Origin of the sequence: Pseudomonas sp. TMP9 (genome assembly GCF_037943105.1) — a bacterium.
Taxonomy (GTDB): domain Bacteria; phylum Pseudomonadota; class Gammaproteobacteria; order Pseudomonadales; family Pseudomonadaceae; genus Aquipseudomonas.
This window is the reverse complement of sequence record NZ_CP149803.1, coordinates 1,177,285-1,196,850: the sequence shown is the minus strand read 5'-3', so window position 1 is coordinate 1,196,850 and position 19,566 is coordinate 1,177,285. Positions and strand designations below refer to the sequence as shown.

Below are 19,566 nucleotides of genomic sequence, written 5' to 3'. Positions count from 1 at the left end.
AGCATTGGCATAACTCGCCAGGACACGCGTCAAGCGGCGAGGCTAAATCATGCTCAGTTGGCACGTGCTGCAGAATTCCGCAGGCACGCCTTAACGGCTATGCTGCAAACCTAAACGTTCCCATGGAGCTCAGCATGGTTGTTCCCCGCCTGACCCTGGCGCTAAGCCTTGTATTACTCACAGCCTGCGTCCAAACACCCAGCAGCATCACTCTGGAGCAAAGACAGCAAAACAAATGCCCGCTGTCACTGCAGGTCGGCCAACAGTTTATTTTGCGCTTGCCAAGTAACCCCACCACCGGTTTTCGCTGGCTGCTGCGTGACTCTGCGCCGCAGGTTTTGCAAAGTCTTGGCCCGGAGGTTTACAGCAACCCGGAAGACGAAGGGCTGGTGGGTAGCGGAGGGATTTCTACTTGGCGTTTCAAAGTGGCCAAGGCTGGTGAGGGCCAATTGGCCCTAACTTATGAACGGCCTTGGGAGGTCGGCGTGGTTCCCGCGCAGCGTTTTGACTGCGCACTCACGGTTGAGTGAAGCTGCACGAGGGTCTTGTTGCCGATTGCACCGCTATTTTGCGACCAATAGCTGCAATCAGCGTTGGGCTATAGCCTGCACTTGGCTAAGATGCTTGGCCTTATCGACCAGTGCGCAACCAACGTGAGCAAACAGCCCGACCGTCTTTTCGCCCAACCCTTGGCCTCGGTGCCGGACTTCGTGTTTAACGAGGATGTGGTGCGGGTATTCCCTGACATGATCAAACGCTCGGTGCCGGGCTATCCGACCATTGTTGAGAATATTGGCGTGCTCGCGGGCCAATTTGCCCAACCGCACAGCGTGCTCTACGACCTTGGCAGCTCCCTTGGCGCCGTGACGCAAGCCCTGCGCCGGCATGTGCAGATCGAAGATTGCCGAGTGATTGCCGTGGACAACTCCAGCGCCATGGTTGCGCGCTGTCGCGAGTACCTGCACGCGCAAGACTCAATGTTTCAGGAATTATTGCCCGTCGAGGTCATCGAAGCCGACATCCTCACCCTCGATTTTCAACCCACCTCACTGGTGGCCCTGAACTTCACCCTGCAATTTATCCAGCCCGAACAACGCCTCGAATTGCTCGCGCGCATTCGCCAGGCGCTACTGCCCGGCGGTGCACTGATTCTCTCGGAAAAACTGCACTTTGCAGATGCCAAACACCATGCCCTCCTCGGCGATCTACACATCGCCTTCAAGCGTGCCAACGGTTACAGCGAGCTGGAAATCGCGCAAAAGCGCAGCGCCATCGAGAAAGTCATGCTCCCAGACAGCCTTGAACAGCACCGCGAACGTTTACTGGCCGCAGGTTTCAGCCAAGTCGTGCCGTGGTTCCAGTGCCTTAACTTCGCCTCAGTGATTGCCCTGCCATGATCAGCCGTCTCGACCTCGACGCCCTGCAAGCCAAACTTGCCGGCACGCCCTTGCAGGAGTGGTCAGCCGACCTACCCGGGCAGATCGATGCCAAACTGGCCATCGGCCATGGCGATTTGCAACGCTGGTACGGCGCAATTGAAGCGCTGCCGACGCTCAACGTTGAACAATTAGAGATGCTGCATCACTTTAGTTTTAACGGACGTTGCGACGAGCCGACGCGCGCAACGCTAAAAGCCGCGCTGCAGGGCCTGATCCCTTGGCGCAAAGGACCGTTTCATTTATTTGATGTACACGTCGACACCGAATGGCGCTCGGACTGGAAGTGGCAGCGGGTCGCGCCCTACCTCGACCTCAAAGGCAAACGCGTGCTAGATGTCGGCTGCGGCAACGGTTATTACATGTGGCGCATGCTCGGCGCTGGCGCAGACAGCGTGGTCGGCATTGACCCCAACTGGTTGTTCCTCTGCCAGTTTTTAGCAATAAAGAATTACCTACCTGACTTATCGGCCTGGCATCTGCCGCTGGCTTTTGAGGAATTACCCGGCAAGCTACAAGGCTTCGACACAGTATTTTCAATGGGTGTGCTGTATCACCGCCGCTCGCCCATTGATCACCTGATTGACCTCAAGGATTGCTTGGTTAAAGACGGCGAGCTGGTGTTGGAAACGTTGGTGGTCGAGGGCGATGCGCAGCAGGTACTGGTACCTGAGGATCGCTACGCGCAAATGCGCAACGTTTGGTTCTTGCCGTCGGTGCCGGCGCTCGAACTTTGGCTACGCCGCGCCGGTTTTGTTGACGTGCGCTGCGTAGATGTCAGCACCACCCGCGTGGAGGAGCAACGCTCAACCGAGTGGATGCGCTTCCAGTCGCTGCCTGAGTTCCTCGACCCCGCTGATCACAGCCGCACCGTCGAAGGTTTGCCAGCGCCAAGCCGCGCTGTGCTAATCGCGCGTAAGCCTTAGGATGAGTTAGTCACGCAGCGGCCTAACCCATCTTGCAAATAAGCCCCCAACTAGCCGCGATTCGCGGCTGCGGTGATCAGTTGTTTCATTTCCAACACTGCCTGCTTAAAGCCGACAAACAGTGCATGCGATACCAGCGCGTGGCCGATATTCAGCTCGTTGATCCCGGCAATCGCCGCCACTGGCTCGACGTTGTGGTAATGCAGGCCGTGGCCCGCATTAACGATCAGTCCATGGGACAGACCGCAGGCCACGCCGTCACGAATCCTTGCTAATTCGCGCGCCGCTTCTTGCGGCGTTTGTGCATCGGCATAGCGGCCTGTGTGCAGCTCAATAGCCGGCGCACCGACGCGTTTGCACGCCTCAATTTGCGCGGGCTCGGGGTCGATAAACAGCGACACTTCGCAGCCGATCTTACTTAAACGCTGCACGGCGGCGCGAATACGCTCTTGCTGCCCGGCCACATCCAAACCACCCTCAGTGGTCAGCTCTTGGCGGGTTTCCGGCACTAAGCAAATGTGCTCGGGGCGAATACTCTCGGCAAACGCAAGCATCGCTTCAGTCACGCCCATCTCAAAGTTCATGCGCGTCTGCATGACCTCTTTGAGCAGACGCACATCGCGTTCTTGGATATGCCGACGATCTTCACGCAGGTGCACGGTAATGCCGTCAGCCCCAGCTTCTTCAGCGTCCAGGGCGGCCTTGACCGGGTCTGGATAGCGAGTGCCACGGGCCTGACGTAAGGTCGCCACATGGTCGATGTTCACACCCAACAAAATACGATTGGCATCAGTCACGGTTTGGCTCCTTGAGCGTCATAAACAGTTCGCGGCTGACCAACGGCCTACCGCCTAAATGAGGGGCTAGCGCCTGACGCATCAAGCGCTTGGCTGCCGCTAAAGCTCCCGGCGCAGCCCAGTCGGCTTGCGCCATGGCCAGCAACTCGGCCCCCTGAAAAACCCCAGGCTGCAAGTGCCCAACCGGCACCAGCCCGGTTTCGGTCTGCAGCCGATACAGGCCGTCCTCAGCAATGGCTTGGCCTTCGCTGTCCAGATCCAAGGCGAAACCATAGCCCAGCTCATCCAACAAACGCCATTCAAAAGAACGCAGCAGGGGTTCAATTGCGCGGCCTTCGGCCAGCCCGAGCACGGTCATGGCGTAATGTTGAAAAATCGCGGGGTTCGGATCTTCAGCGGGCAGCAAGCGAATCAGCAGTTCATTAAGGTACAAGCCGCTGAATAACGCCTCGCCGCCGAGTAGGTTGGGGATACCCGCCGGCTCAAGGCGCGCGACGTTCTTCAATTCGCCGCGCCCGCGAAACTCAGCTTCTAGCGGGATAAAAGGGCGCGCCAGGCTGCCCGCCTTACCTCGCGCGCCCCGCATGACCGCACGCAGGCGACCTTGCGGGGTGAGAAAATCCACCAGCGCGCTGCTTTCGCGGTAAGCACGGCTGTGTAGAACGTAGGCCGGCTGGCTGGGGGCAAGCATGGGGCTTACTCAAAATGGCAGGCGCATGGCGCGCCCGCAGAGGCATCAGATGTCGCTGTAACCTAAAGAACGCAACGCGCGCTCATCATCCGACCAGCCACTTTTAACCTTGACCCAAAGGTTTAGCATCACTTTGGAGTCGAACATCACTTCCATGTCCTTGCGCGCTTCTTGGCCAATGCGTTTGATGCGCTCACCTTTGTCGCCAATGATGATTTTCTTCTGCCCATCACGCTCCACCAGAATCAGCGCATGGATATGCAGAATGCGCCCGTCGCGCTTGAATTCCTCAATTTCTACGGTGATCTGGTACGGCAGCTCAGCGCCGAGTTGACGCATGATTTTCTCGCGCACCAACTCTGCAGCGAAGAAACGGCTGGAGCGATCGGTGACCTGATCTTCCGGGAAGAAGTGAACGCCTTCCGGTAAACGCTCGCCTACCAGTTTTTCCAGAGTATCCAAGTTGTGCCCATGCTGGGCGGACACCGGCACGATTTCAGCCTTTGGTAGCTGGGTAGCCAGCCACTCTAGATGCGGCATCAGATCGGCCTTGTCTTCGACCCGATCCGTCTTGTTGATCGCCAGAATCACCGGACCCTCAACGTATTGAATACGCTCAAGGACCATCTGGTCTTCGTCGGTCCAGCGGGTGCGATCAACGACGAATATCACCACGTCGACATCTTTCAGTGCCGACGAGGCGTTTCTATTCATATAGCGGTTGAGTGCCTTCTCATTGTTCTTGTGCAGGCCGGGGGTGTCGACATAAATCGCCTGTACATCACCTTCGGTCTTGATGCCGAGCATGTTGTGTCGCGTGGTTTGCGGCTTGCGCGAGGTGATTGCGAGTTTTTGCCCGAGGATGTGATTGAGCAACGTCGACTTGCCCACGTTAGGCCGGCCAACGATGGCGACATAGCCACAGCGTGTAACAGGTGCATCAGTCATTGCCATTCTCCACACCTAGGGCGATCAGCGCGGCAGCAGCAGCCACCTGCTCGGCAATCCGCCGGCTAGCGCCCTGCCCCAGGGTTTTATCATTCAGTAAGGTAATCTGACACTCGACGACAAATGACCGACAGTGCGGCTCGCCTTGTATGTCCACCACTTCGTAACGTGGCAGCTCACAACCACGCGATTGCAGAAATTCCTGCAGGCGGGTTTTCGGGTCTTTATTGGTGTCGACCAGCGTCAGGCTTGCAATTTCAGTGGTCAGCCAGGCCAGCACACGCTCGCGGGCCGCCTCCATGCCGGTGTCCAAGTAGATAGCGCCGATCAGCGCTTCTAGGGCATCAGCCAGGATCGACTCACGGCGAAAACCACCGCTTTTGAGCTCCCCCGAACCCAGGCGCAGGTATTCACCCAAATCAAAGCCGCGGGCCAGTATTGCCAGCGTCTCACCCTTGACTAAGCGCGCACGCAAGCGAGAAAGCTGGCCTTCACGGGCCAGAGGAAAGCGCTGAAACAGCGCTTCACCGGCAACAAAATTGAGGATTGCATCACCGAGAAACTCTAAGCGCTCGTTGTTGCGCCCAGCGAAGCTACGGTGAGTAAGCGCCAGGATCATCAATTCCTGATCTTTGAAGGTGTAACCGAGTTGCCGCTCAAGACGGGCTAACGACGCACTCACGGCATACGCACGCGGAATTCTTTATCGAAACGCACCACCAAATCGATATTCTCAATCAGAGGCTCACGTTTCTCGTACTTCATGTGCACACGAAATTCGTTGTTTTCGATTTTGATTTTGATCGCATCCTGCATGTTCAAATCACGAATGCTGTTGACCTGCATGCCTTTGCTGAGGTGGCTGTAGAAATCGCCTACACCGCGAACATCAAGCGCTTTATCAGTCTCAACGGAGGTGATCATTTTTTCCAAGGCCATATTGTCGAAGTAGTGCGGCAATACCTTGAACGCCGCGCTGGCCAAAAAGGCGACAACGGCAAGGACCATCAGCCAGCTGAGAATCGACATGCCTTTTTGTGAGTGCATCGAGTTCATATTTGTCCCCAAATTCGAGTGATGTGTAAGCCATTAAGGCTGCAGGCACGGTTATATATAGCCTGCTACACGGCATTTAGCCGCGCCGCAACGTAGCCAGCAGGTCAGTGAATCAGACCAACACGAGAAAAATTAGGCAGGTTGCGCGATTTTGGGTCCGGCCAGCTCAACCAGATCGCGAAGGCTTTGCCGACGATATTTTGATCCGGCACCATACCCAGCAGCGGCTTAGGGATGCTCGGGTCATTCCAGTAGCGGCTGTCATTAGAGTTGTCGCGGTTATCGCCCATCATAAAGTAGTGCCCTTGTGGCACCACCCACTCGCGGCCAGGCTCAAGCCGATAACGCTGCATTTCCTTGCGGATTTGGTGCTCCGCTTCCCCAAGCCGCTCGGTATACAACGTGGCACTGCCCAAGCTGCCCGGCTCATCGCTGATCAACTGCTGAGCCACAGATTGACCATTGATGGTCAGGCGCTTATCGCTGCTGTAGGCAATACGATCACCAGACAAGCCAACCACACGCTTGATGTAGTTGATGTTGGGGTCGCTTGGGTAACGAAACACCATCACATCGCCGCGCTGCGGATCACCCACCTCAATCACCTTGGTGTCGAGCACGGGCAAGCGGATGCCATAGGCAAACTTATTCACCAGAATAAAATCGCCCACTTCCAAGGTCGGCTTCATCGAGCCGGATGGAATCTGAAAGGGTTCAACCAGAAACGAGCGCAACACCAGCACAATCGCCAGTACGGGGAAGAACGACTTGCCGTATTCCACCAGTAACGGCTCTTTATTCAAGCGTGCCACCACCGCCTCATCAGGCGCACTGACTTGGCTGTGGTAGGTGCTGATAGCCGCTCGCCGGCGCGGCGCCAGAAAGATCAGGTCGAACAACGCCAGCACGCCACACACGGCGACAGCGATAACCAGTAACAGCGGGAAATTGATCGACATAGAGTTTTAACTATCCAACCTGAGCACGGCGAGGAAGGCTTCTTGTGGAATTTCCACATTGCCGACTTGCTTCATGCGTTTTTTACCGGCCTTCTGCTTTTCCAGCAGCTTGCGTTTACGGCTTACGTCGCCGCCATAACATTTAGCCAAAACGTTCTTACGCAACGCTTTGACCGTGGTCCGTGCCACGATTTGCCCGCCAATAGCGGCCTGAATAGCCACATCGAACATCTGTCGGGGTATCAGCTCTTTCATCTTCTCGGTCAACGCACGGCCTTTATAGTGGGCGTTGTCACGGTGCACGATCAGCGCCAAGGCATCGACTTTCTCAGCGTTGATCAGCACATCCAGCTTGACCAGATTGGCCGACTGATAGCGATCAAAGTGATAATCCAGCGAGGCGTAGCCACGGCTGGTGGACTTCAGACGGTCAAAGAAGTCCAGCACCACTTCGTTCATCGGCAGGTCGTAGGTGACTTGCACCTGTGAGCCTAGAAACAGCATGTCGTGTTGGACGCCGCGCTTCTCGATGCACAGAGTAATGACGTTACCCAGATGCTCCTGCGGCACCAGGATATTGGCGCGCACAATCGGCTCACGCATGTCTTCAATCGCCGACAAGTCAGGCAATTTAGACGGGTTGTCGACGTAAATGGTCTCACCCGTTTTGAGCAGCAGCTCAAAAATTACCGTCGGCGCGGTGGTGATCAGGTCTAGGTCATATTCGCGCTCTAAGCGCTCCTGAATGATCTCCATGTGCAGCATGCCAAGGAAGCCACAACGGAACCCAAAGCCCAGTGCGTCCGAGCTTTCCGGGGTGTATTGCAAAGATGAGTCGTTTAGCGTGAGCTTTTGCAGCGCCTCACGGAAATCCTCGAAATCATCGGAGCTAACCGGAAACAGGCCGGCGTACACCTGTGGTTGGATGCGCTTGAAGCCCGGCAATACATCAACGTCCGGCGTCGAACTCAGGGTCAGGGTATCGCCCACAGGCGCGCCGTGAATATCTTTGATGCCGGCGATGATAAAGCCCACTTCACCGGCCTTAAGATCAACGGTTGAGGTATGTTTCGGGTTGAACACGCCAACACTGTCAACCAAATGAATCTTGCCAGTGGATTTCACCAGCACCTTGTCGCCTTTTTTGATCCGACCATGGCGAACGCGCACCAAGGAAACCACGCCCAGGTAGTTGTCGAACCAAGAATCGATGATCAAGGCTTGCAACGGCGCGTCGATATTTCCGGTCGGCGCGGGGATGACTTGCACTAAACGCTCAAGCACCTCATCGACGCCTAAGCCGGTCTTAGCGCTGCACGTCACGGCATCGGTGGCATCAATGCCGATGATCTTCTCGATCTCGTCCTTGACGCGGTCCGGATCGGCCTGCGGCAAATCAATTTTGTTCAACACCGGCATGACCTCAAGGCCCTGCTCAATAGCGGTGTAGCAGTTGGCAACCGATTGCGCTTCAACGCCCTGCCCTGCATCGACCACCAGCAGCGCACCTTCACAGGCGGCCAGCGAACGGCTGACTTCATAGGTGAAGTCAACGTGGCCTGGAGTATCAATAAAGTTCAGCTGGTAGGTAATGCCGTCGCGAGCCTTGTAATACAAGGTGACGCTGTGCGCTTTAATGGTGATTCCGCGCTCGCGCTCTAGGTCCATGGAATCCAGCACCTGGGCTTCCATTTCACGGTCAGCCAGGCCACCACACATCTGGATAAAACGGTCAGCCAGGGTCGACTTGCCGTGGTCAATGTGGGCGATGATGGAGAAATTGCGGATATGACTCAAATCACTCACGGATCAACACTCGAAAAGGTCGCAGGCGACTGCCCGCCGAAAATAGCGGCGAAGTGTACCCGAAAGCCAGCTTGTACGTCACCAAACCCCGCACAACAGGACAATGCAAAAGGGCGACCGAAGTCGCCCTTTTATCTAACCAACGCGGTTAATCAGCCAGCTTGAAGGTAATAAAGCTGGCACGCCCCTGACGCAAGACACGCATCGACACCGAACGGTTTTTCGGTAGCGCTTGCGCCACGTCGGTAAAGGTCTTGGCTGAGCTGATCGCCTGATTGTTCAGGTGCGTGATCACATCACCCGGGCGCAGACCAATAAGCGCCGCTGGGCCATCCTGCACCTCAGAGATCACCACGCCGCCCTTGAGATCGAGGCTCTTGCTCTGCTCGGCAGTCAATTCAACCACCTTGACCCCAAGACGATTGCTGCTGAGTTCAGGCCCAGGGCCGGCGTTGCCGGCTATGGTTTCACCCTCTTCTGGCAACGCACCAATGGTCAGCTGCAATTTCTTGCGCGCCCCATCACGCACTACACCCAACTCGGCGCGAGCACCGGGCTTGAGTGCGCCAACCAAATGCGGTAGATCAGCAGACATGATGATCGGCTTACCATCCAAACTCAGGATGACATCACCCACCAGCAAACCGCCTTTAGCTGCAGGGCCGCTCTCAAGCACCTGAGCAACCAGCGCTCCCGCCGGCTTATCCAAACCGAATGATTCGGCTAAGTCCTTATTCACTTCCTGAATCACTACGCCCAGCCAGCCACGGCTGACTTTGCCGCTCGCCTTGAGTTGGTCGGCCACATCCATGGCCACGCTCATTGGGATGGCGAACGACAAGCCCATAAAACCGCCGGAGCGAGTGAAAATTTGCGAATTGATGCCGACCACTTCCCCTGCAAGGTTAAACAGTGGACCGCCAGAGTTACCTGGATTGATCGCTACATCTGTTTGAATAAACGGCACATAACTCTCATTGGGCAGGCTACGGCCTTTGGCGCTGACAATGCCGGCGGTTACCGAATGGTCGAAGCCGAATGGCGAACCAATTGCCAAGACCCACTCGCCTACTTTCAGCTCTTCCGACTTGCCCAGCTTGACGATTGGCAAGCCCGTGCCCTCAACCTTGAGCAGCGCCACATCGCTACGCGGGTCAGTGCCCACTAGCGTGGCTTCCAATTCACTGCGATCGGCCAACCGCACGATGATTTCATCGGCATCGGCAATCACATGGTTATTGGTCAACACATAACCATCCGCAGAAATGATAAAGCCCGAACCTAAGGACTGAGCCTCACGCTGACGACCATCACTGGGCTCTCGTGGCACCTGAGGGATATTGCGCTCAAAAAACTCGCGGAACATCGGCGGCAAACCCTCTAGATCAGGCATATTGAGCTGCCCAGCCCCAGCCACTGCGCGCTCCGGTATTTTCTGCCGGGTACTGATGTTGACCACGGCCGGTGACGCTTGCTCAACCAACTCGGTGAAGTCCGGCAAGTTTGCCTGGGCATAAAACGCCTGCCCCATCAGCAGCACAGCCCATAACGCAGTAAAAGTAGATTTCAGACTAGGCTTCGACATACAGCTCCCCATCAGGCCAACAAAAGTCTTAAAACGCTGCTGCGGCACCCGCAAGCAAGGCACGCAACACCACCGGTTGTAAGTCTGGATCACCCGCGGTGAGGCGACTGCGCCAACGCACCGCGCAGCATGCAAGGAGAAACCCGATTAACGCACTGAATATTACCCAAGGTTCGCTCAAGGCCATTTGCTCAGCCAGAACAGCTGCCGCAAACAAGCCAAATAATGGCAGCAGGTAAACCAACACCGAGCCGCGCACTAGCAAGTCTTCACGCACACCAATAACGACGGCATCACCCACATTCAACTGTAGATGTGACAGCGCACGAACATAACCGCGACGACCGCTTGCGCCCAGTTGCTCGAGCAAACCTTGGCCACAACCGGCTTTAACTGAACAACTGGAGCAGGTACTTTTACGCACCGTCTCAACCCAAACTGCGCCAGGCTCGACAGCCACGACTCGTCCTTGCTCCTCAATCACTGCGCTGCCTCGTTGCTTGCACGCATCGACAACGCCACACGCTCAGCAGTGCCCAAGGGTATTTCACCTACTACGGTGACCATGACGTCACCCTCAGCAGTCTTTAACCTACGCGAGACAGCCACGGTAGGTCCCAGCTGTGTGCGGGCGTCCTCGACGGGCTCACCGCGCAGCGGCTCGATAAATACCGAAAAACGCGCCAACCCATCGTCATACACCTGGCAGGCCACCGGCTCGTCTGATGCAGGACTAATACGCTGGGTCGTGGTACTCAGGCTAAACCCTGGCGGCAGCCAGTCCGACTGCCAAGCGTTGGAAATCTTAGCCTGTACGGGTGACACACTCACCGCACGGCACTCAACGCTGGCTTCTAGGTTAGCCGCTGCAGGAGCTCCGACCTGTAATTGAGTAAATTGGAAGCGCTCAAGCAATTGGCCTTTGTCATTCACCAACAATGACTTTAATGGCAAGCCCGTTTGTTGGTCGAGGTGCAGCTCAATACCGTAGCGATGCTGGTCGCGCGGCACCAGCGCCAACACATCGGTAGCCCGCCCTGCCACGCGAGATTGGCCGACCACACGCAGCTCGTACCATTGGCTCAGCTGCTCGGCATCCAGTGCCCGAGCAGGCCATAGCTGGCTGTCGACAACCTGCTCAGCCAATGCAGCGCTGGCGCAGTGCACCTGACCATCAACGCGCAGCACTTCCTGTGCAGCACCATCCAGTTGCAGCAAACGCTCGCGCACCATTCCGTCATCTTTGACGTGGTGCCAGATACTGTGCGTGGAGAAACTGCCGTTACGCTCGTAAACAAAGGTGCCTTGGAAGCTCTGCGTGCGCTCGGCATTTGCCAAACGCTGCAGCAGCATCTGCCCTTCATCAGCGACCGCAGGCAGCGCCAGCAGACTACTCAGTATCAGGACGCTGGAGGTTATGAAGCGCATGCGAATCCTTAACGTCGGCCCGTTAACGGTTTTCCAAGCTGGCAGCACGCGCATAGGGCAGCGCACCTTCACTCGTACTCATGGTTGCTTGCTGTGCATGCTGACGCAGGTAAGCCGGCAGACGCTGTTCGTGCCATCCAGGCTGCCCCTTACCTACGGCGCTGAGCGTGGGAGCTGCTTGCTGCTCGGAGGTATTGAAGCCTGCCAGCATTGCTGGACCGCTGATCTGCGGAATGCTCAGCATCGGTTGGCTGGCCTGCTGGGCCAACTGCGTACCGGCAATTTCATCTTGGTTGTAAAAGCGCACACCCGCCAGCACTGCAACAGTTACCGACGCCGCCACAGCCAAGCGACTGACGGTGCGCCAAAGATTTCGCTGTGCGGCCGGTGCAACCGGTGCAGCATCAGCAGCCAGCGCGGCCGAAATACCAGCAGCAATATCAAGACGTGGTTCAAGCAGTTCTTTGTGCATCACCGCTCGGGCAATTTGGTAGCGCGACCACGTTGCGCGCAGCTCAGGGTCGTCACTGGCCGCCAGCACTCGCCTTAATTCAAGTTCATCCGCTTGGTTATCCATCACCGCGGACAGCGATTCCTGCAGGGTTTCACGACTCATGGCGGTTCCTCTCTTGGCTGACGCCGCTGTCTCAAGTGTCCTGCAGCAAGGGCTGCAGGGATCGATCAATGGCCTCACGTGCCCGGAAAATTCGCGAACGCACGGTGCCAACCGGACATTGCATGACACTGGCAATGTCCTCGTAACTCAGACCATCAAATTCACGCAAGGTTAGGGCTGTGCGTAAATCTTCCGGCAATTGCTCAATGCTGCGGTGCACGGTGGCCTCAATCTCATCGCGCAGTAGCACGCGTTCAGGAGACTCAATATTCTTGAGGGCATGATCGCCATCGTAGAACTCAGCATCTTCAGCGCTTACATCACTGTCTGGCGGCCGACGGCCGCGGGACACCAGATGGTTCTTCGCTGTGTTAATGGCAATCCGATACAGCCAGGTATAAAACGCACTGTCTCCGCGAAAATTACCCAAGGCTCGGTAGGCCTTGATAAAAGCTTCCTGCGCCACATCCTGTGCTTCATGGGTGTCGTGCACAAAGCGCACGATCAACCCGAGAATCTTGTGCTGGTACTTCAGCACCAATAGATCAAATGCACGTTTGTCGCCGCGTTGTACGCGTTCGACCAGCTGCTGATCATCATCCTGGGTTAGCATGAAAACTCCTCATTAGGTTTGAAGGAGCGCAACGCCAACCTGTTAACCGGTCTGCCAAAGTAGACTTGGGCATTGCGCAAAAGTTCTCTCCTTCAAACAAGCTTCCTGCAGAACACTTAAAAGTCCTGCACGGAAGGGTGCAGCAATGGGGCTCCGCTGCTGCACTTTTAATCTAACTCCCTCATAAGCGAGGCGCGCATGCCGTGCTCGGAGCACGCATACCCCGGATAAGAGAGCCGCGTATGGAACTGTAAACACTTAAAAAGTTCCTGAGTAACCTACTTGGTCATAAGCCGGCTATTGTGCCGTCCACCCCCTCTATATACTAGGGGTCGCTTTTCGCGGAATTCAGACATGAGCCAACATTACCAACACGACGTTCTGGTTATCGGTAGCGGCGCCGCCGGTCTGACCCTGGCCTTGATGCTGCCTGAGCACCTGCGCATTGCTGTGCTGAGCAAAGGTAACTTGGCTAATGGCTCGACCTACTGGGCGCAAGGCGGCGTGGCGGCGGTTTTAGATGATACCGACACCGTCGAATCGCATGTCGAAGACACCCTTAACGCGGGTGGCGGCCTATGCCGTGAGGACGCAGTGCGCTTTACCGTTGAGCACAGCCGCGAAGCCATTCAGTGGCTGATTGATCAGGGCGTGCCTTTTACCCGCGATGACCACAGCGCCGGTGAGGACAGCGGTTTTGAATTCCACCTAACCCGTGAAGGTGGCCACAGCCATAGGCGCATCATTCACGCCGCCGATGCCACTGGCGCCGCGATCTTCAACACCCTGCTCGCGCAAACCAAACAGCGCAGCAATATCGAATTGCTTGAGCAGCGGGTCGCCGTTGATTTGATCACTGAGCGCAAACTCGGCTTGGCTGGCCAACGTTGCCTGGGCGCTTACGTACTCAACCGCGCCAGCGGCGAAGTTGATACCTTTGCCGCGCGCTTCGTGATTCTTGCCACAGGTGGCGCGGCCAAAGTCTACCTATATACCAGTAACCCGGACGGCGCTTGCGGTGACGGCATTGCCATGGCTTGGCGCGCGGGCTGTCGGGTCGGCAACTTAGAGTTCAACCAATTCCACCCAACGTGCCTGTATCACCCAAAGGCTAAGAGTTTTCTGGTCACTGAAGCTCTGCGCGGTGAGGGTGCCCTGCTCAAACTACCCAACGGCGAACGCTTTATGCCGCGGTTCGATGAGCGCGCTGAATTAGCGCCGCGCGATATCGTCGCCCGCGCCATTGACCATGAAATGAAGCGCCTCGGCATAGACTGCGTGTTTCTGGATATCAGCCATAAACCTGCTGAATTCATTAAGACGCACTTCCCAACCGTGTATGAGCGCTGTCTAGAATTTGGCATCGACATTACTAAAGAACCTATTCCAGTGGTGCCGGCTGCTCACTACACCTGTGGCGGCGTGCTGGTCGACCAAAGCGGCCACACCGACGTACCCGGTTTGTATGCCATCGGCGAAACCAGTTTTACCGGCCTGCATGGTGCCAACCGCATGGCCAGTAACTCGCTGTTGGAATGCTTCGTCTACGCGCGCTCGGCGGCGGAAAATATTCTCGCGCAACTGGATCAAATCAGCATACCCAGCGAGCTTCCCGGCTGGGACGCCAGCCAAGTGACCGATTCCGACGAAGACGTAATCATTGCGCACAACTGGGATGAATTACGCCGCTTTATGTGGGACTACGTGGGCATCGTACGCACCAACAAGCGCTTGCAGCGCGCCGAGCACCGGGTGCGCATGCTGCTTGACGAGATCCATGAGTTTTATAGCAATTACAAAGTCAGCCGTGACCTGATTGAGCTGCGTAACTTGGCCCAAGTCGCCGAATTGATGATTCGCTCAGCCATGCTGCGCCACGAAAGCCGAGGCCTGCACTACACCTTGGACTATCCGCATCAATTGGCCGAGGCCAAAGACACTATTTTAGTGCCGCCCACCTATGACGACTGAATTTAAGCCGCACCCGTAAACGCCGATGCTGCTTGCGCGCCAAGCTGTCGCGCGGGATGCACAGCGAACGCACGCGCCGCTGCCCGGCCAAACGAAAGCGCAGCAGCACAGCCAACGGCAGCGCCAAGCTATCAGGGTGCAGCTCAATAGTTTGCCAACCCGAGACTTCGCTGAACACCTGCCAACCCAGCGTATTGCAACGCAACGCCCGGTAAGCCGAAGGCCGTGTCAGCAGCAGATACCGCGGTACGACCCAAAGGGCATGTGCGACGCAGAACGCCGCGCCGAGCATCTGCGCCCACAGCACAATATCCACCAACCCCACACTGAGCAGTGCCAGCCCTTGGATCAGGCCATAGCACGCCAGCAGCCAGCGCGAAGGCTGCCACCAGCACTCGAAGGCATCACTTGGGCTGGACACGGTCCAAAATCATCCGAACCATGCGCTTGAGATCGTCATCTTCAGGCTGATTGCGCTGCATAAACCAGCCAAACATGTCCTGATCCTCAGACTCAAGCAGTTTGCGGTAGCGCTCACGGTCTTCTGCATCCAAGTGCGGATACACCTCACGTACAAATGGCACCAACAATACGTCCAGCTCCAGCATGCCGCGGCGGCTATGCCAAAAAAGACGATTGAGTTCAACTGAGTCAACCATGGGTATGCTCCTTGAAAAGTGGCATGGAGCCACTTTAATGTCGCGCAGCGACTGCCAGATGGGAGGCTGCCATGCATGGCAGCCATAAGTATGTCGCGCAGTATACCGGTGAAAAGATCGTCTGCAGCAGCCTGCCGGGCAATCCGCCGTCACAAGCTGCGGCAAGCGCTGACAAGGCGCCAAGTGCGCTCTATGATGAGCCCCCTAACTTTTATTCAGCGATAGCTAACTCACCATGGCCGACACCGCGTTTTATTGCACCCTCAGCCACGAAGGCCTCCTCGCCGTACGCGGCCCAGACGCCAACAAGTTCCTCCAGGGTCAAATCACCTGCAACCTTAATTACCTCAGCGAAAGTTACTCCAGCCTAGGTGCGCGCTGCACGCCCAAAGGTCGTATGCAGTCAAGCTTTCGTGTGGTCGCAGTCAGTGATGGCTACCTGTTAGCGATGGCCAGCGATCTGCTTGAAGCGCAGTTAAACGACCTGAAAAAATACGCAGCCTTTAGCAAATCTAAACTCGCTGACGAAAGTTGTGCCTGGCTGCGCCTGGGTTTGAGCGGTGGCGACAGCGTCCTGATTAGCCTCGGCTTAGCGTTGCCAGAGGCTACTGACAGCGTGGTGCACAACAATGAATTGCTAGCCCTTCGCTTAAGCGATGGCCGCGCCGAGCTGTGGATACCCGCCAACCAGAGCGAAACCGTCAAAGCGCTAATAGCCAGTCAACTGCCAGAGGCACCGCTTAATGCTTGGCTGTTGGCGCAAGTCCGGGCCGGCGTTGGCCAGGTCATGGGCGGCACCCGCGAGCTGTTCATTCCGCAGATGATCAATTTGCAAGCCGTGGGTGGCGTCAGCTTCAAAAAAGGCTGTTACACCGGGCAGGAAATCGTGGCGCGCATGCAATACCTCGGCAAGCTCAAACGCCGCCTGTACCGCTTAGAACTGCATGACAACCAAGTGCCAGAGCCCGCCACTGCATTGTTTTCGCCTGCGCGCGCATCCAGCGTCGGTGAGGTCGTGTTAGCAGCCCGCAGCGCAACGGGTATCGAACTGCTGGCGGTACTGCAAGAGGATGCCGCACAGGATGGCCATATTCACGTGGGTTCTGCCGAGGGCCGCACGCTGAGCGTCCTCGAATTGCCGTATACACTGGACTCAGATCGCGACATTCAGCGCTAAGCGCCACTTACCTTCACTTATTAGCCTCACCGTCTAAAGAGAATGACCCATGAGCAAGCTTGCCGAAAAAGTCCAAAAGGAGCTGATCCAGGCCATCGACAGCGATGAACTGGTACTGCCGACCCTGCCAGAAGTCGCGTTAAAAGTCCGCGAGGCAGCAGAAGACCCGGATATCGGCATCCCGCAACTGAGTAAAGTCATAGGCAACGACGCCGCCTTGACCGCGCGTATCATCAAAGTGGTCAACAGCCCGCTGCTGCGCACCAACAAAGAAATCACCGACATACAAATGGCTGTTGCGCGTCTGGGCATCAACTACACCTGTAACTTGGCCACAGGCCTTGCCATGGAACAGATGTTCCAGGCCACCAGCGATGTAGTTGACCGGAAAATGCGTGAAGTGTGGAATAAAAGCACCGAAATCGCCGGCATTTGCCACGTTCTCTGCAAGCACTACACCCGCCTGTTACCTGACCAAGCCACCCTCGCCGGCTTAGTCCATCAGATCGGTGTGTTGCCGATTCTGACCTACGCCGAAGAACACAGCGAACTGCTGGCCGACTCCATCAGCCTCAACCATGTGATTGAGCAAATACACCCGATCATCGGCGATAGAATCCTTCGCACGTGGGAGTTTCCCGAGCAGATCGCCATGGTCCCTAGCCAGTACCTGGACTTCACGCGCGACAGCGCCAAGGTCGATTATGTCGATATCGTCCAGGTCGCCACCCTGCAGAGCTATTTGGGCAGCGAGCACCCTTACACCCAGCTGGACTGGAGCCAGATCCCGGCATTCCGCAAGCTCGGCTTAGACCCAAGCCAGAATCTCAATGATGACGAAGACTTGTCGGCCGCCATGGAAGCCGCCATGAGCATGCTGCAGTAACCAAGGCCCGCTGAGCTGCAGTGCTGACTTAGTCGGCACTGCAGCAAGAACCTCCCCACACCCGCGCCACCCGACTTAAACGAACCGCCATCGACAGCGCTCTGCTGCGGCGAACTGCCTACGCTTTACAGCGCGCGGTTTAAACAGGCTCTGGCAAGGGCGCTTGGTTAGGCCTTGCAGGGCAAATTTTTTGTTTAACAAATATGTTCACAGTCACGCAGGACCATTGCGTAGGCGTACTCTCAGGCCTGAATCAATGAGGCACTGTTAATGAACCTTCTGCGCTGGCCTATCCTAAAAACCCTGTTGCTATTGCTCTGCGTCAGCCTGTTGGTCAGCGCTTGCAGCCGCGCCGGCCTGGCGTATCGCAACCTAGACTGGCTGGTGCCTTGGCGGCTGAACGACTATCTAAACTTGGATAGCCAGCAGCAGGCCTGGCTAAAGCCTCGCCTAGAGGCGCACTTGCAATGGCACTGCAGCGCCGAGTTGCCGCGTTATATCGACTGGCTGCAAACCACTGAGGGCATCCTCAACCAGCCGCAACCGGATAACCGCCAATTACTTGAGCAATTCAGCCAGTTCGATGCTGCACTTAAACGCATCAGCGTGGAAATCACCCCAACGGCGATCGAACTGCTGCAAGGGTTAAACGATGAGCAAATCAACGAATTCTATGCAGCACTCGATGAAGACAACCTAGAAGACCGCCAAGACTACCTTGAGCCACCGCTGGCTTTACAAATCAGCGAGCGACGCGAGCGCATGCAGGCACGGACGAAGCCTTGGCTGGGGCGCCTGAACAGCGCACAAACAGACCACATTGCAGACTGGGCCAATGGCCTCGGCGAGCAGAACCGGCTGTGGTTGGAAAACCGCCAACAATGGCAGACGCAGTTACGCGCCGCCTTCGCCCAACGTCACAGTGCCGACTTCGCCGAACAGCTGACACGCTTGCTGCAGCAACGTGAGGCGTTTTACAGCGACGAATACCGCGCCAACTATGATCGCTCACGCCAGGCGCTGGCGTTGTTGTTTGGCCAGTTGCTAGGCAGCGCTGATCAAAGCCAGCGTGAGCGCTTAGGCCATCGCCTGCGTGACCTGCGCAAGGACCTCAGCGAGCAGCAATGCAAAGCCTAAACCCGATTTAGCTGCCTGCTGCGCGCTGCACGCTGGCAGGCCGACGTAGGCGTTAACACGCCTCAGGCAAACGCCAATCGATCGGGCTCAGTTCATGCTGCACAAGGAATTTATTGCAGCGGCTGAAATGGCCATTACCGATAAAACCACGGTGCGCTGACAGTGGCGAAGGGTGCACTGATTTCAGCACCAGGTGCTTGCTGGTATCGATCAGCTTTTCCTTGCTCTGCGCATGCGCGCCCCAGAGCAGAAACACCAGCCGCGCTTGCTGCTGGCTGACCACCTCGATCACCTTGTCGGTAAAAGTCTGCCAGCCAATCTTGGCGTGGGAGCCGGCGATGCCATGCTCAACCGTCAACGAGGTGTTGAGCAGCAGCACGCCCTGCTCCGCCCAATGCTGCAGGTTGCCATGGCCGGGAATATCAATATTCAGGTCACGCTTGAGCTCTTTATAGATATTCACCAGCGACGGCGGCGTCTTCACCCCCGGCTGCACCGAGAAGCACAGGCCGTGAGCCTGACCCTCGCCGTGATAAGGGTCCTGGCCAATCACCACCACCTTGACCTGAGCCAGTGGAGTGGAGTTGAGCGCATTGAAGATCAGCGCACCAGGCGGATAAATCTGCTTGCCTGCGGCCTTTTCCGCCCGCAGAAAATCACCCAGCTCACGCATATAGGGCTTCTCGAACTCTTCATGCAGAGCGGCCTTCCAGCCCGCTTCGAGTTTGACGTTATCGGCAGTGCTCATGCCAGAATCCTGCTTAATCCAACGGAGACGGCACGCTAAGGAACGCGTCTAGGCAAGTCAAGGCAAACGGCATTGCAGCGCCGGTTGTAGCGCCAGGTGATACCTTGAGTTGCGGTGCTTGCGAAGA

Annotated in this window: 22 protein-coding genes; 7 read left to right on the top strand and 15 right to left on the bottom strand. The window is 56.7% G+C overall.

Features of this window, described 5'->3' with window-relative positions:
* Positions 1 to 134: 134 nt before the first annotated feature.
* The 3 genes from WF513_RS05630 (at position 135) to cmoB (ending at position 2,362) form a co-directional block, all read left to right on the top strand.
* Positions 135 to 530: a protease inhibitor I42 family protein gene (locus WF513_RS05630; RefSeq protein ID WP_339082263.1), complete on the top strand. Its 396-nt coding sequence runs from the start codon at positions 135 to 137 to the stop codon at positions 528 to 530.
* Positions 531 to 653: 123 nt separating this feature from the next.
* On the top strand, positions 654 to 1,397 hold the full coding sequence (gene cmoA, locus WF513_RS05625) for a carboxy-S-adenosyl-L-methionine synthase CmoA (protein WP_339082261.1): 744 nt from the start codon (positions 654 to 656) through the stop codon (positions 1,395 to 1,397).
* Positions 1,394 to 2,362 carry a tRNA 5-methoxyuridine(34)/uridine 5-oxyacetic acid(34) synthase CmoB gene (cmoB, locus tag WF513_RS05620; protein WP_339082259.1) on the top strand — a complete coding sequence of 323 codons (969 nt, stop codon included), beginning with the start codon at positions 1,394 to 1,396 and terminating at the stop codon, positions 2,360 to 2,362. The genes cmoA and cmoB overlap by 4 nt, the downstream gene beginning before the upstream one ends.
* A 50-nt stretch (positions 2,363 to 2,412) precedes the next feature.
* On the opposite strand, the gene pdxJ is transcribed toward cmoB, so the two are convergent.
* From pdxJ to rpoE, 12 genes are all read right to left on the bottom strand, one after another.
* Positions 2,413 to 3,159 (bottom strand): pyridoxine 5'-phosphate synthase, encoded by a 747-nt coding sequence (pdxJ, locus tag WF513_RS05615; protein WP_339082257.1) that lies wholly within the window; start codon positions 3,157 to 3,159, stop codon positions 2,413 to 2,415.
* Positions 3,152 to 3,850, bottom strand: coding sequence for a DNA repair protein RecO (recO, locus tag WF513_RS05610; protein WP_339082255.1), 699 nt, complete (start codon positions 3,848 to 3,850; stop codon positions 3,152 to 3,154). The genes pdxJ and recO overlap by 8 nt, the downstream gene beginning before the upstream one ends.
* 45 nt (positions 3,851 to 3,895) lie before the next feature.
* Complete coding sequence (era, locus tag WF513_RS05605) at positions 3,896 to 4,798, bottom strand: GTPase Era (RefSeq protein WP_339082253.1); 903 nt, start codon at positions 4,796 to 4,798, stop codon at positions 3,896 to 3,898.
* On the bottom strand, positions 4,791 to 5,480 hold the full coding sequence (gene rnc / locus WF513_RS05600) for a ribonuclease III (RefSeq protein WP_339082251.1): 690 nt from the start codon (positions 5,478 to 5,480) through the stop codon (positions 4,791 to 4,793). Before rnc ends, era begins: the two co-directional genes overlap by 8 nt.
* Positions 5,477 to 5,854, bottom strand: coding sequence for a DUF4845 domain-containing protein (locus tag WF513_RS05595; RefSeq protein ID WP_339082249.1), 378 nt, complete (start codon positions 5,852 to 5,854; stop codon positions 5,477 to 5,479). Before WF513_RS05595 ends, rnc begins: the two co-directional genes overlap by 4 nt.
* A gap of 104 nt (positions 5,855 to 5,958) precedes the next feature.
* A complete protein-coding gene (lepB, locus tag WF513_RS05590; RefSeq protein ID WP_339082248.1) occupies positions 5,959 to 6,813 on the bottom strand; it encodes a signal peptidase I in 855 nt (284 codons plus the stop codon).
* 6 nt (positions 6,814 to 6,819) lie between these two features.
* Positions 6,820 to 8,619: a translation elongation factor 4 gene (gene lepA, locus WF513_RS05585; RefSeq protein WP_339082246.1), complete on the bottom strand. Its 1,800-nt coding sequence runs from the start codon at positions 8,617 to 8,619 to the stop codon at positions 6,820 to 6,822.
* Between the two features lie 148 nt (positions 8,620 to 8,767).
* A complete protein-coding gene (locus WF513_RS05580) occupies positions 8,768 to 10,204 on the bottom strand; it encodes a DegQ family serine endoprotease (RefSeq protein ID WP_339082244.1) in 1,437 nt (478 codons plus the stop codon).
* A gap of 28 nt (positions 10,205 to 10,232) precedes the next feature.
* A complete protein-coding gene (locus WF513_RS05575) occupies positions 10,233 to 10,688 on the bottom strand; it encodes a SoxR reducing system RseC family protein (RefSeq protein WP_339082242.1) in 456 nt (151 codons plus the stop codon).
* On the bottom strand, positions 10,685 to 11,632 hold the full coding sequence (locus WF513_RS05570) for a MucB/RseB C-terminal domain-containing protein (protein ID WP_339082239.1): 948 nt from the start codon (positions 11,630 to 11,632) through the stop codon (positions 10,685 to 10,687). The genes WF513_RS05575 and WF513_RS05570 overlap by 4 nt, the downstream gene beginning before the upstream one ends.
* Before the next feature lie 22 nt (positions 11,633 to 11,654).
* Entirely contained in the window at positions 11,655 to 12,248 is a 594-nt protein-coding gene (locus WF513_RS05565; RefSeq protein WP_339082237.1) for an RseA family anti-sigma factor, read from the bottom strand.
* A gap of 31 nt (positions 12,249 to 12,279) precedes the next feature.
* Positions 12,280 to 12,861 carry an RNA polymerase sigma factor RpoE gene (rpoE, locus tag WF513_RS05560; protein ID WP_339082235.1) on the bottom strand — a complete coding sequence of 194 codons (582 nt, stop codon included), beginning with the start codon at positions 12,859 to 12,861 and terminating at the stop codon, positions 12,280 to 12,282.
* 354 nt (positions 12,862 to 13,215) lie between these two features.
* On the opposite strand from rpoE, the gene nadB reads away from it, so the two are divergent.
* A complete protein-coding gene (gene nadB / locus WF513_RS05555) occupies positions 13,216 to 14,832 on the top strand; it encodes an L-aspartate oxidase (RefSeq protein ID WP_339082233.1) in 1,617 nt (538 codons plus the stop codon).
* Here nadB and WF513_RS05550 read toward each other — a convergent pair.
* Together WF513_RS05550 and WF513_RS05545 are read right to left on the bottom strand one after the other, a co-directional pair.
* On the bottom strand, positions 14,801 to 15,253 hold the full coding sequence (locus WF513_RS05550; protein ID WP_339082231.1) for a protein YgfX: 453 nt from the start codon (positions 15,251 to 15,253) through the stop codon (positions 14,801 to 14,803). The two genes, nadB and WF513_RS05550, sit on opposite strands and share 32 nt — an antisense overlap.
* Complete coding sequence (locus tag WF513_RS05545) at positions 15,237 to 15,491, bottom strand: succinate dehydrogenase assembly factor 2 (RefSeq protein WP_339082229.1); 255 nt, start codon at positions 15,489 to 15,491, stop codon at positions 15,237 to 15,239. The genes WF513_RS05550 and WF513_RS05545 overlap by 17 nt, the downstream gene beginning before the upstream one ends.
* Positions 15,492 to 15,726: 235 nt before the next feature.
* Here WF513_RS05545 and WF513_RS05540 point away from each other — a divergent pair, with 235 nt between their 5' ends.
* From WF513_RS05540 to WF513_RS05530, 3 genes are all read left to right on the top strand, one after another.
* Positions 15,727 to 16,668, top strand: coding sequence for a folate-binding protein YgfZ (locus WF513_RS05540; RefSeq protein ID WP_339082227.1), 942 nt, complete (start codon positions 15,727 to 15,729; stop codon positions 16,666 to 16,668).
* A 49-nt stretch (positions 16,669 to 16,717) separates the two neighbouring features.
* A complete protein-coding gene (locus tag WF513_RS05535; protein ID WP_339082226.1) occupies positions 16,718 to 17,554 on the top strand; it encodes an HDOD domain-containing protein in 837 nt (278 codons plus the stop codon).
* Between the two features lie 270 nt (positions 17,555 to 17,824).
* Positions 17,825 to 18,691: a DUF6279 family lipoprotein gene (locus tag WF513_RS05530; RefSeq protein WP_339082224.1), complete on the top strand. Its 867-nt coding sequence runs from the start codon at positions 17,825 to 17,827 to the stop codon at positions 18,689 to 18,691.
* Positions 18,692 to 18,743: 52 nt separating this feature from the next.
* Here the strand turns inward: WF513_RS05530 and ung are convergent, their stop codons facing one another.
* Entirely contained in the window at positions 18,744 to 19,439 is a 696-nt protein-coding gene (gene ung, locus WF513_RS05525; protein WP_339082222.1) for a uracil-DNA glycosylase, read from the bottom strand.
* Positions 19,440 to 19,566: the final 127 nt, after the last annotated feature.

What these genes read in the sequence shown, in the direction of transcription:
- WF513_RS05630 (WP_339082263.1), top strand. Translation starts at nt 135, where the DNA reads ATGGTTGTTCCCCGCCTGACCCTGGCGCTAAGCCTTGTATTACTCACA.
- cmoB (WP_339082259.1), top strand. Translation starts at nt 1,394, where the DNA reads ATGATCAGCCGTCTCGACCTCGACGCCCTGCAAGCCAAACTTGCCGGC.
- recO (WP_339082255.1), bottom strand. Translation starts at nt 3,850, where the DNA reads ATGCTTGCCCCCAGCCAGCCGGCCTACGTTCTACACAGCCGTGCTTAC.
- era (WP_339082253.1), bottom strand. Translation starts at nt 4,798, where the DNA reads ATGACTGATGCACCTGTTACACGCTGTGGCTATGTCGCCATCGTTGGC.
- WF513_RS05595 (WP_339082249.1), bottom strand. Translation starts at nt 5,854, where the DNA reads ATGAACTCGATGCACTCACAAAAAGGCATGTCGATTCTCAGCTGGCTG.
- lepB (WP_339082248.1), bottom strand. Translation starts at nt 6,813, where the DNA reads ATGTCGATCAATTTCCCGCTGTTACTGGTTATCGCTGTCGCCGTGTGT.
- WF513_RS05580 (WP_339082244.1), bottom strand. Translation starts at nt 10,204, where the DNA reads ATGTCGAAGCCTAGTCTGAAATCTACTTTTACTGCGTTATGGGCTGTG.
- WF513_RS05570 (WP_339082239.1), bottom strand. Translation starts at nt 11,632, where the DNA reads ATGCGCTTCATAACCTCCAGCGTCCTGATACTGAGTAGTCTGCTGGCG.
- WF513_RS05565 (WP_339082237.1), bottom strand. Translation starts at nt 12,248, where the DNA reads ATGAGTCGTGAAACCCTGCAGGAATCGCTGTCCGCGGTGATGGATAAC.
- rpoE (WP_339082235.1), bottom strand. Translation starts at nt 12,861, where the DNA reads ATGCTAACCCAGGATGATGATCAGCAGCTGGTCGAACGCGTACAACGC.
- nadB (WP_339082233.1), top strand. Translation starts at nt 13,216, where the DNA reads ATGAGCCAACATTACCAACACGACGTTCTGGTTATCGGTAGCGGCGCC.
- WF513_RS05545 (WP_339082229.1), bottom strand. Translation starts at nt 15,491, where the DNA reads ATGGTTGACTCAGTTGAACTCAATCGTCTTTTTTGGCATAGCCGCCGC.
- WF513_RS05540 (WP_339082227.1), top strand. Translation starts at nt 15,727, where the DNA reads ATGGCCGACACCGCGTTTTATTGCACCCTCAGCCACGAAGGCCTCCTC.
- WF513_RS05535 (WP_339082226.1), top strand. Translation starts at nt 16,718, where the DNA reads ATGAGCAAGCTTGCCGAAAAAGTCCAAAAGGAGCTGATCCAGGCCATC.
- WF513_RS05530 (WP_339082224.1), top strand. Translation starts at nt 17,825, where the DNA reads ATGAACCTTCTGCGCTGGCCTATCCTAAAAACCCTGTTGCTATTGCTC.
- ung (WP_339082222.1), bottom strand. Translation starts at nt 19,439, where the DNA reads ATGAGCACTGCCGATAACGTCAAACTCGAAGCGGGCTGGAAGGCCGCT.